Raw genomic sequence first — 9,105 nt, 5'->3', positions numbered from 1 at the left:
GGCCCGACCGGAGCGCACAGGAAAAGCTGGGCAGACCAGCAGATACTTTATGCCCACACACCGACACGTACCATCACAACCGACCACTACAGCCGGACCTCAGCTCATCGGTGGATCGAGGCTTAGGCTGGCGGCCAAGAGAGGATCGAAATGACTGGTATCGAGCAGTTCCGCTATGACGGCAAGAGGGCGCTGGTGGTGGGCGGCGCGACCGGGATGGGCGCCGCGGCAGCCAAGACGGCGGCTGCTCTCGGTGCCGAGGTCATCGTGATGGACTACGCGGCCGTCGCTCCTGCGCTCGGCCGCGGGATCAAGGTGGACCTTGCGGACCGAGCGTCGATCGATAGCGCCATCGAGCAGGTGGGCGGACCCGTCGACGCCCTGTTCTCCGCCGCCGGCGTTGCCGACGGACCAGATCTCATGCGGATCAACTTCATCGGCCATCGCCATCTCATCGAACGGATGCTGAACGACGGCCAACTACGCCGCGGCTCGGCAGTCTGCTTCATCTCCTCGGTGGGCGGCATCGGATGGGAGAACGATCTGCCGCGGCTGCAGGAGTTCCTGGCCACGCCCGATTTCGACGCAGCGGACGCCTGGGCCAACGCCCACGAGCCGGAGGGCATCATCCATTACGGCTTCAGCAAGCAGGCGATCAACGCCTACGTCGCGACGAAGGCGTTTCCATTCCTGGCGAAAGGGGTGCGCATCAACGCGATCTGCCCCGGTCCGACCGACACTCCGCTCGCCCAGGCCAACGCCGATCTGTGGCTGACTTTCGCGCAGGACTACCGGGATGCCACCAGCGTGGAGGTCCACACGCCGGAGCAGATGGCCAACGTGATGGCGTTCCTCAACAGTGACGCGGCGGCCGGCATCAACGGCGTGACTCTCCTCGTTGATTACGGGCACGTCATGTCGTCTCTTACCGGGTCGTTCGCGCCCGGCAAGCCCATCATCGACCTGATCATGGGCCGGGTGTCGCTCACCTAGCCGGTTCAGGGTCGGGCCAGGGCATGGCGGGTGCAGGAGCGATGAGCGCCGGCTGGCACGTTTACTCCCGAAGGCGACCGCAGCACTGGTACAAAAAGCAGTGCGATGAGAACGACGTCCAAACGGCTGTGGGGATGGAGGTGCCCGGTGAAAGGCCGGTCCGTCGCCGTGGCGGTGACCGCCTCGGTGTTGATGGCATCCAGCTCGGGATGTTTCATGAACTCGGAAAAGGTGCCGCAGAAAACGGCGCATATCACCGTCGGCAGCATGACCCGCACCTCGCACGCGGTCTCTTGTAGCCAAGTTGAGTGGTTGTTGACCGCTAACATCAGCGCGGCGCCCGGTAGCGTCAAGGTGGTCCTCAAGCTCGATTCCGAAAAGCCCAAGACCGAATCCGTCAATATCGACAATTTCGAAGACTTCACCGGCGTTGCCGACGCTGGAGCCGGCAACGCCACAGCTGTTTTCTCCGGCAACAAATACACCATCACGGGCGAGGCACAAGGATCTAAGCGCAACGACCCACACGTCTCGATGACCGCGCCGTTCAGGATCGAAGTTGGCTGCTGATCGCACTCACGTCTCGCGCTCAGGCGGTTCTTGGGCGTCTCGGCCAGGAGGCGACTTCTGCAGCCACCGCCTAAGTCGAAGAAGCTGATCGACCACTAGGCCGACGCCCACCAGCAGCATCAGCACAACAATCGTGGCGTTCACTGCTCAATGGTGACAGGTCGAAGCTTCCTTTTGCGGCGCCCGCGCGAGCGCGAGTTCAGGGTTGCCGAGGAGTCACTGCAGGCGGGTTGGGAACTGCGTGGTCCATTTCCGCCGCACTACCCCGTGCATTCCGTGACGCTCTACCGATGAGATGATCTACCGGTGAGCATCACAAGCCGCGTGGCCGATAAATTCTCTGCGGAATACTGGTATCGCCTCGCCACCCGCCATGGCGGTGATGATCTGGTGTTCCTGAGCTGGGGCTACGAGGAGGACCCGCCGATGGCCCTGCCATTGGCAGAATCCGACGAGCCCGACCGGCAGGCCATTCAGCTCTATCACTGCACGGCGACCCAGGTCGATCTCACCGGCAAACGGGTACTGGAAGTCAGTTGCGGGCACGGCGGCGGAGCCTCCTACCTGGTGCGCACCCTGGGCCCGGCCTCCTACACCGGGCTGGACTTAAATCCCGCCGGTATCGACTTCTGCCGAAAAAGGCACGACCTGCCCGGCCTGGATTTCGTGTGCGGCAACGCAGAGAACCTACCCTTCGCCGATGAATCCTTCGACGCGGTAATCAACATCGAAGCCTCGCACTACTACCCGTCGTTCCCCCGTTTCCTCGCCGAAGTGACCCGCGTGCTGCGCCCGGGAGGCCATTTTCTGTACGCGGATAACCGCCATCGCCAAAACCGTATCGCCAAGTGGGAGAGGGAGCTAGGCGACGCCCCCATGCGGCTCCTGTCGGAAAGGGTTATCAATGAGCAGGTTGCACGCGGGCTGAAGAAGAATGTGCAGTTGAAGCAGACGTTTCCTATTCTTCCGGCGTTCTTGGTCGATAGGTTAATCGCAGCGTTCCGCTACGGATTGCAAACCGGAGACAACTCTTACCGGATGTACTGCTTCGTCAACAACTGAGGCGACGTCCGGGGGTTGCCGCATCGTCACGAACTCGCTGCTCTCTTCTGGTGTTATCGAGAAACGCTCCGACCAGCGCATACATTTTTGGCAGAAATGGTGCGGGCGGAGGGACTCGAACCCTCAAGCTCTTTCGAGCACCGGCACCTAAAGCCGGCGCGGTTGCCTAATTTCGCCACGCCCGCAAGCCCCACGAGCGTACCGCTTTGATCAGGACGGATCTGTCAGCGGTCGCGCGACTCGATGAGTTCGTCGGGCCGAAGGCGTGAGCCCGAAAGGCCACTGCGGGGTACCGTCTAAACGTGTCCACTACACGGCGTCGGAGACCCGCGCTCGTCGCGCTCGTCATCGTCGCTGCCTGCGGCTGCCTGGCTTTGGGCTGGTGGCAGTTGACGAGGTTTGAGTCGACGTCGGGCACGTTCCAAAACCTGGGATACGCATTGCAGTGGCCGCTGTTCGCCGGCTTCTGTGTGTACGCGTATTACAAGTTTGTCCGTTACGAGGAAGCGCCGCCAGAACCACGCAAAGACCGCGGCATGACGGAGATACCGGACGGGCTATTGCCGGAGCGTCCTCAAGCCGCGAAGCCCAGCGCCGACGACGCCGCACTGCGGGAGTACAACGCCTACCTCGCCCAGCTCGCCAAAGACGATGCCGACAAACAGAACAGGACGACCGCATGACCACACCCGAGACGCCGAAAACGCGGCAGGCCACACCGGCCGAAAAAATCCGCACGGCACTGTTGGGTTATCGCATCATGGCGTGGACGACCGGTGTGTGGCTGATCTTGTTGTGCGCCGAGATCGTGGTCCACTACGTCTACAACGTGAAGATCGAGTGGGTTGCCGTGGTACACGGCTGGGTCTACTTCGTCTATGTGCTGGCCGCGTTCAACCTCGCAGTCAAGGTCCGCTGGCCGGTCGCCAAGACCATCGGAGTGCTGCTGGCCGGCACCATTCCGCTGCTGGGCATCATCGTCGAGCACTTCCAGACCAAGGACATCAAGGCGCGCTTCGCTCTGTAACCCGTTGAGTGTGTGGGTTATGAACGCAAAAGCCGAAAAATCTCGACCACTTCCCGCACAGTCAACGCGTGTCAGCCGCCAGCGCCCGCAGCGCCGGTAGCAGCAGCGCCAACGCCCTGCCGCGATGCGACACCGCGTCCTTCTCGTCGGGGCGCAGCTGCGCCGCAGTGCACGCAAAGCCGTCCGGAAGGAAGACCGGGTCGTAGCCGAATCCGCCGTCGCCGCGGGGCTCCCGCGCGATCGCACCCGGCCACTCGCCACGCACCACGACTTCGCCCGACTTCGACACCAGCGCGCACGCCGAGACGAACGCCGCGCCGCGCCGCTCGTCGGGTACGTCGCGCAGTTGCGCTAGCAGCAGTGCGATGTTGGCGCCGTCGTCACCGTGTACACCGGCCCAGCGCGCCGACAGCACCCCGGGCATGCCGTTCAACGCCGCCACCTCCAAACCGGAGTCGTCGGCGACCGTCGGCAATCCCGTCGCGGCGAACCCATCACGGGCCTTGGCCAGTGCGTTGTCCTCGAAAGTCGCCGCGGTCTCAGGGGTTTCATCGAACGCCCGCACATCGTCGAGCGACACCAGTGTCAGTGCCGACAGTGCCGCGGCGTCCAGCACCCTTCGCAGTTCGGCCAGCTTCTTGCGGTTGCGGCTGGCGACCAGCAAGCGGGTCAGGTGCCGAACGCTTTCTGCGGGGGTGGTCCTTCGGGCAACTCGCCCGGATACGGCGACGCCAACGCCTCACGTTGCGCGGCGAACAGCTTGTCGCAGGCGCCCAGTGCGGCGTCGAGCAGCTTGTCCAGCGTCGAGCGTGGGAAGGTGGCCCCTTCGCCGGTGCCCTGCACCTCGACCAGGGTCCCGGTGTCGGTGGCGACGACGTTCATGTCGACCTCGGCGCGGGCGTCCTCCTCGTAGGGCAGGTCCACCCGGATCCGGCCGTCGACCACGCCGACGCTGACCGCAGCGATCGCACACGACAACGGCCGCGGGTCAGACAGTTTGCCCGCCGCGCTCAGGTAGGTCACAGCGTCGGCCAGCGCGACGTAGGCCCCGGTGACCGCCGCGGTGCGGGTGCCGCCGTCGGCCTGCAACACATCGCAGTCGATCGCGATGGTGTTCTCCCCCAACGCCGCCAGATCGATGGCGGCCCGAAGGGACCGGCCGACCAACCGGCTGATCTCCTGGGTGCGCCCGGACAGCCGGCCCCGCACCGATTCCCGGTCGCTGCGGGTGTGGGTGGCGGCCGGCAGCATGGCGTATTCGGCGGTGAGCCAGCCCAACCCTGACCCCTTACGCCAGCGCGGCACACCCTCGGTGACGCTGGCAGCGCACATGACCTTGGTGTGGCCGAATTCAACCAGCACCGAACCCGCTGGATGTGAGGTGAAGCCGCGGGTGATGACTACCGGGCGAAGTTCATCGTCGAGGCGACCGTCTTCTCGTCTGGACACGCCGCCAACACTATCCCGATGACGATTGGCCGATATTGAATGTCTCGCCGCAGACCACCGCATGCACGGGGCCGCCGAATTCGGCCTTGGCCTCGCTGATCACGTCCTCGCGCGACGTCCACGGCGGAATGTGGGTGAGCAGCAACTCCCGCACGCCGGCCGCCGCGGCCATCTGCCCGGCTTCGGTGCCCGACAGGTGCAAATTGCCGGGGCGGTCGGAAGAGTGCGTCCAAGATGCCTCGCACAGGAAGACGTCAGCGTCGCGGGCCAGTTCGACAAGAGAATCGCAGGTGCCGGTGTCACCACTGTAGACAAACGACGCCCCGGTGGGATCGGTGATCCGCAGACCGTACGACTCGGTCGGGTGCGACACCACCCGCGGCACCACGGTCAGCGTGCCGATGTGCACAGGCTCACCGTCAACCCAATGTCGGACGTCGAAGATATCGGAGAAATCGTCGATTTCCCCGCCGTAGGGCGAGGACGCCGCACCGAGCCGCGACCAGGTGTCGCTGGGCCCGTACATCAACGCCTTACCGACCGGTGGCGACGGATGGTAGCGGCGCCACACGAACAGTCCCGGCAAATCCAGGCAGTGGTCGGCGTGCAGATGAGACAACAGCACGTGCACCGAACCTGGATCGGTGTGCCGCTGCAGTGACCCGAGAACGCCCCCACCGAAGTCGATGACCAGCGGCGGAGTGTCCGGCGCCCTGAGCAGATAACCCGATGCCGGCGAGTCCGGGCCGACAACACTGCCGGAGCAGCCAAGCACGGTAATTCGCACGGTCACTACTGTGCCATGCCCAACACCGGGTTGGCGGAAACATCCCGGCTTTACTGTGCGGAAGGAATCGAGCGCGGTGTACTGGCGTGACGGTGAACGGGCTGCACCCCGGTGACGGCGGGTCCCAGAAACCGTGCCGCCAGCCTGGCGAACGCTTCCGGGTCGCCGGTGGCTTCGAATATCCGGGTCGCCGGCGGCGCATCATGCGGGCGCAACAGGTCCAGCTCGGTGAGCACCCGCACCAGCTCCTTCGCGGTCTCCTCGGCGCTGGACACCAGGGTGACGTGCTGGCCCATCACCAGTTGGATAAGCCCCGACAGCAGCGGATAGTGCGTGCAGCCCAGCACCAGCGTGTCCACGTCGGCACGCTGCAGCGGCTCCAGATAGCCCTCGGCCAGCCCGAGCACCTGGCGCCCGCTGGTGATGCCACGCTCGACGAAGTCGACGAACCGCGGGCAGGCCACCGCAGTGATCTCGGTGTCGCGGGCTGCCGCGAACGCGTCCTGATAAGAGCGCGACGTGATGGTCGCCTGGGTGCCGATCACTCCGATGCGACCGTTGCGGGTGGTGGCGACCGCGCGCCGCACCGCCGGAACGATTACCTCGACGACCGGCACATCGTAGCGATCATGGGCGTCCCGCAGGCATGCCGAGGATGCCGCGTTACACGCGATCACCAAGGCCTTGACGCCACGCTCGACGAGATTGTCGCCGATGGCCAGCGCGCGGGCGCGGATCTCGGGGATGGTGAGCGGGCCGTACGGGCCGTTGCCGGTGTCGCCGACGTAGATGATGTCCTCGTCGGGCAGTTGGTCGATGATCGGCCGGGCGACGGTGAGCCCGCCGACGCCGGAGTCGAACACCCCCACGGGCGCCAGAGCGCGGCTCATGTCGGCAGCGCCCGTTGGGGGCCCAGCTCACGGGCCTTGCGTTCCGGGCTGGACAGCAGGTAGGCGGCCAACACCCCCGCGATCGCGCCGCACAGATGCCCCTGCCAGGACACGCCCCCGCAGACGTTGAGCACCGGCACCGCACTCCACAGGATCCCGCCGTAGAGGAACAGCACCACGATCCCGATGACGACCTGCCAGGCCGAGCGGGTGAAGAACCCGAACACCAGCAAAAAGGTCAACCAGCCGAAGATCAGGCCCGAAGCGCCGATGTGATCGGTCTCCCCGCACGGCGAGCCCACATTGCCGATCAGCCAGGTGCCGAAGCCGCCGACGATCCACACGATCGCAGTCGCCCACACGAACCGCGACAACCCGGCCAGCGTCACCAGAAAACCGAGGATCAACGCCGGTCCGGTGTTGGCCAGCAGATGCTGCCAATTCGCGTGCAGCAGCGGGGCGAAGATGATGCCCCACAGGCCGCCGGTCTCCAGCGGCCGTATGCCGTTGCGATCCAGCTGGTGGCCGCCGAGTTGATCGAACAGCTCGATGACATACAGCAACGCCACGAAGCTGACGATCGTCGCACCGCCGACCACCATTGCCGATCGTTGCTTCGGTTGCCGGGCGGGCGGCACCGGATGTCCGGCCCCGCGACTCAAGCCCATAGCTGCCCTTCCAACGCGTCTTCAGCCTCGTCCACGGTACCGGCGTAAGCACCGGTGGACAGGTACTTCCAACCGGCGTCAGCAACCACGAACGCGATGTCGGCGCGCTCGTTCGCCTTGAGCGCCTTCCCGGCGACGCCGAGCGCGGCCTGCAGCACCGCGCCGGTGGAGATTCCGGCGAAGATGCCCTCGGCCTCGATCAACTCCCGGGTGCGGCGCACCGCGTCGGCGGCGCCGACCGAGTAGCGGGTGGTCAAGACGCCGGGGTCGTAGAGCTCGGGCACAAAGCCCTCATCGATGTTGCGCAAGGCGTAGACACCTTCGCCGTAGCGGGGTTCGGCGGCCACGATCTGCACGTCGGGCACGTGCTCACGCAGGAACCGCCCGGTGCCCATCAAGGTGCCGGTGGTGCCCAGTCCCGCGACGAAGTGGGTGATTTCCGGCAGGTCGGCCAGCAGCTCGGGGCCGGTGCCGTAATAGTGCGCGTCGGTGTTGGCCGGATTGCCGTACTGATAGAGCATCACCCACGACGGGTTGGCCGCGGCGAGCTCCTTGGCGGTGGCCACCGCGGTGTTGGATCCACCCTCGGCGGGCGAGAAGATGATCTGCGCGCCGTAGAGCTCGAGCAACTGACGGCGCTCGACCGAGGTGTTCTCCGGCATCACGCAGATCAGCTGATAGCCCTTCAACCGGGCCGCCATCGCCAGCGAAATACCGGTGTTGCCGCTGGTCGGCTCGAGGATCGTCGCGCCGGGCGCCAGCAACCCGTCGGCCTCGGCCTGCTCGATCATCCGCAGCGCAGGCCGGTCTTTGATCGACCCGGTCGGGTTGCGGTCTTCCAGCTTGGCCCACAGCCGCACGTGCGCGCCCTCAGACCCGTCCTCCCAGCGTGGCGACAGCCGTGGCAGACCGACCAGCGGGGTGTTGCCCAGCGCCGCCAGCAGCGAGTCGTATCGGGTCACTTACCCACCCGCCACGGCGGGCAGGATGGTGAGAGAGTCGCCGTCAGCGATCGTGGTGTCCAGCCCGCCGGAGAACCGCACGTCCTCGTCGTTGACGTAGATATTGACGAAGCGATGCAGTTTGCCGTCCTGCACCAGCCGCTCGGAGATCCCGGAGTAGTTGGCCTCCAGGTCGGTGATGACCGCCTGCAGGGTCTCGCCGCTGGCCTCGACGCGTTTTTGCCCGCCGGTGTGCGGACGCAGGATGGTCGGAATGGACACGGTGACGCTCATTGATACTCCTCGACGATGGTGACGGGCTCTTCGGTGACGACGCCGTCCACGATGCGGTAACTGCGCAGTTCGTGTTGGTCGGGGTCGCGGGTGGACACCAGCACGTAGTGGGCGTCGGGCTCGGCGGCCAGGCTCACGTCAGTGCGGCTGGGGTAGGCCTCGGTCGCGGTGTGCGAGTGATAGATGACGACCGGCACCTCGTCGCCCGCCTCCATAGTCCGCCACACCGTGAGTTGTTCTTGCGAGTCGAACCGGTAGAACGTCGGCGAGCGTTCGGCGTTCACCATCGCGATGTGCCGCTCGGGGCGGTCGGAGCCCTCCGGACCGGCCAGCACACCGCAGGCTTCGTCGGGGTGGTCGGCGCGCGCATGGGCGAGGATCGCGTCGACCAGATCAGTACGAATCACCAGCACGGGGTCCCTTT

The 9,105-nt window shown here is 65.6% G+C and carries 13 protein-coding genes and 1 tRNA gene; 5 read left to right on the top strand and 9 right to left on the bottom strand.

Annotation, left to right across the window (positions count from 1 at the left end; all coding sequences use genetic code 11):
• The first annotated feature begins 150 nt into the window (after positions 1-150).
• From ACRDTL_RS07545 to ACRDTL_RS07535, 3 genes are all read left to right on the top strand, one after another.
• A complete protein-coding gene (locus ACRDTL_RS07545; RefSeq protein WP_431506086.1) occupies positions 151-993 on the top strand; it encodes an SDR family oxidoreductase in 843 nt (280 codons plus the stop codon).
• A gap of 147 nt (positions 994-1,140) precedes the next feature.
• On the top strand, positions 1,141-1,563 hold the full coding sequence (locus ACRDTL_RS07540) for a lipoprotein LpqH (RefSeq protein WP_431506085.1): 423 nt from the start codon (positions 1,141-1,143) through the stop codon (positions 1,561-1,563).
• 306 nt (positions 1,564-1,869) lie between these two features.
• On the top strand, positions 1,870-2,625 hold the full coding sequence (locus tag ACRDTL_RS07535; RefSeq protein WP_431506084.1) for a phthiotriol/phenolphthiotriol dimycocerosates methyltransferase: 756 nt from the start codon (positions 1,870-1,872) through the stop codon (positions 2,623-2,625).
• 97 nt (positions 2,626-2,722) lie between these two features.
• Here ACRDTL_RS07535 and ACRDTL_RS07530 read toward each other — a convergent pair.
• A tRNA-Leu gene (locus tag ACRDTL_RS07530) sits at positions 2,723-2,810 on the bottom strand.
• Positions 2,811-2,927: 117 nt separating this feature from the next.
• Here ACRDTL_RS07530 and ACRDTL_RS07525 point away from each other — a divergent pair.
• Positions 2,928-3,308 carry a hypothetical protein gene (locus ACRDTL_RS07525; RefSeq protein ID WP_431506083.1) on the top strand — a complete coding sequence of 127 codons (381 nt, stop codon included), beginning with the start codon at positions 2,928-2,930 and terminating at the stop codon, positions 3,306-3,308.
• Positions 3,305-3,652: a DUF3817 domain-containing protein gene (locus ACRDTL_RS07520; protein ID WP_431506082.1), complete on the top strand. Its 348-nt coding sequence runs from the start codon at positions 3,305-3,307 to the stop codon at positions 3,650-3,652. Before ACRDTL_RS07525 ends, ACRDTL_RS07520 begins: the two co-directional genes overlap by 4 nt.
• A 61-nt stretch (positions 3,653-3,713) precedes the next feature.
• Here ACRDTL_RS07520 and rdgB read toward each other — a convergent pair whose 3' ends face one another.
• Genes rdgB through ACRDTL_RS07480 form a run of 8 tightly spaced genes read right to left on the bottom strand, consistent with a single transcriptional unit; the run spans position 3,714 to position 9,094 of the window.
• Positions 3,714-4,325 (bottom strand): RdgB/HAM1 family non-canonical purine NTP pyrophosphatase, encoded by a 612-nt coding sequence (gene rdgB, locus ACRDTL_RS07515; RefSeq protein WP_431506089.1) that lies wholly within the window; start codon positions 4,323-4,325, stop codon positions 3,714-3,716.
• Positions 4,322-5,101 (bottom strand): ribonuclease PH, encoded by a 780-nt coding sequence (gene rph / locus ACRDTL_RS07510; protein ID WP_431506081.1) that lies wholly within the window; start codon positions 5,099-5,101, stop codon positions 4,322-4,324. The genes rdgB and rph overlap by 4 nt, the downstream gene beginning before the upstream one ends.
• A gap of 10 nt (positions 5,102-5,111) precedes the next feature.
• A complete protein-coding gene (locus ACRDTL_RS07505) occupies positions 5,112-5,894 on the bottom strand; it encodes a cyclic nucleotide-degrading phosphodiesterase (RefSeq protein WP_431506080.1) in 783 nt (260 codons plus the stop codon).
• A 44-nt stretch (positions 5,895-5,938) separates the two neighbouring features.
• On the bottom strand, positions 5,939-6,778 hold the full coding sequence (gene murI / locus ACRDTL_RS07500; protein ID WP_431506079.1) for a glutamate racemase: 840 nt from the start codon (positions 6,776-6,778) through the stop codon (positions 5,939-5,941).
• Positions 6,775-7,446: a rhomboid family intramembrane serine protease gene (locus ACRDTL_RS07495; protein WP_431506078.1), complete on the bottom strand. Its 672-nt coding sequence runs from the start codon at positions 7,444-7,446 to the stop codon at positions 6,775-6,777. Before ACRDTL_RS07495 ends, murI begins: the two co-directional genes overlap by 4 nt.
• On the bottom strand, positions 7,437-8,408 hold the full coding sequence (locus ACRDTL_RS07490; RefSeq protein ID WP_431506077.1) for a cysteine synthase: 972 nt from the start codon (positions 8,406-8,408) through the stop codon (positions 7,437-7,439). Before ACRDTL_RS07490 ends, ACRDTL_RS07495 begins: the two co-directional genes overlap by 10 nt.
• Positions 8,409-8,681 (bottom strand): MoaD/ThiS family protein, encoded by a 273-nt coding sequence (locus ACRDTL_RS07485; RefSeq protein WP_431506076.1) that lies wholly within the window; start codon positions 8,679-8,681, stop codon positions 8,409-8,411.
• Positions 8,678-9,094 carry a Mov34/MPN/PAD-1 family protein gene (locus ACRDTL_RS07480; RefSeq protein ID WP_431506088.1) on the bottom strand — a complete coding sequence of 139 codons (417 nt, stop codon included), beginning with the start codon at positions 9,092-9,094 and terminating at the stop codon, positions 8,678-8,680. The genes ACRDTL_RS07485 and ACRDTL_RS07480 overlap by 4 nt, the downstream gene beginning before the upstream one ends.
• Positions 9,095-9,105: the final 11 nt, after the last annotated feature.

Source organism: Mycobacterium sp. (genome assembly GCF_050700595.1).
GTDB lineage: Bacteria > Actinomycetota > Actinomycetes > Mycobacteriales > Mycobacteriaceae > Mycobacterium.
The sequence above is the reverse complement of the archived record's forward strand: the minus strand, read 5'-3'. Positions and strand labels throughout refer to the sequence as shown.

Excerpts from the sequence above, each read along its gene's own strand:
- ACRDTL_RS07495 (WP_431506078.1), bottom strand. The coding sequence starts at position 7,446 with ATGGGCTTGAGTCGCGGGGCCGGACATCCGGTGCCGCCCGCCCGGCAA.
- murI (WP_431506079.1), bottom strand. The coding sequence starts at position 6,778 with ATGAGCCGCGCTCTGGCGCCCGTGGGGGTGTTCGACTCCGGCGTCGGC.
- ACRDTL_RS07485 (WP_431506076.1), bottom strand. The coding sequence starts at position 8,681 with ATGAGCGTCACCGTGTCCATTCCGACCATCCTGCGTCCGCACACCGGC.
- ACRDTL_RS07545 (WP_431506086.1), top strand. The coding sequence starts at position 151 with ATGACTGGTATCGAGCAGTTCCGCTATGACGGCAAGAGGGCGCTGGTG.
- ACRDTL_RS07520 (WP_431506082.1), top strand. The coding sequence starts at position 3,305 with ATGACCACACCCGAGACGCCGAAAACGCGGCAGGCCACACCGGCCGAA.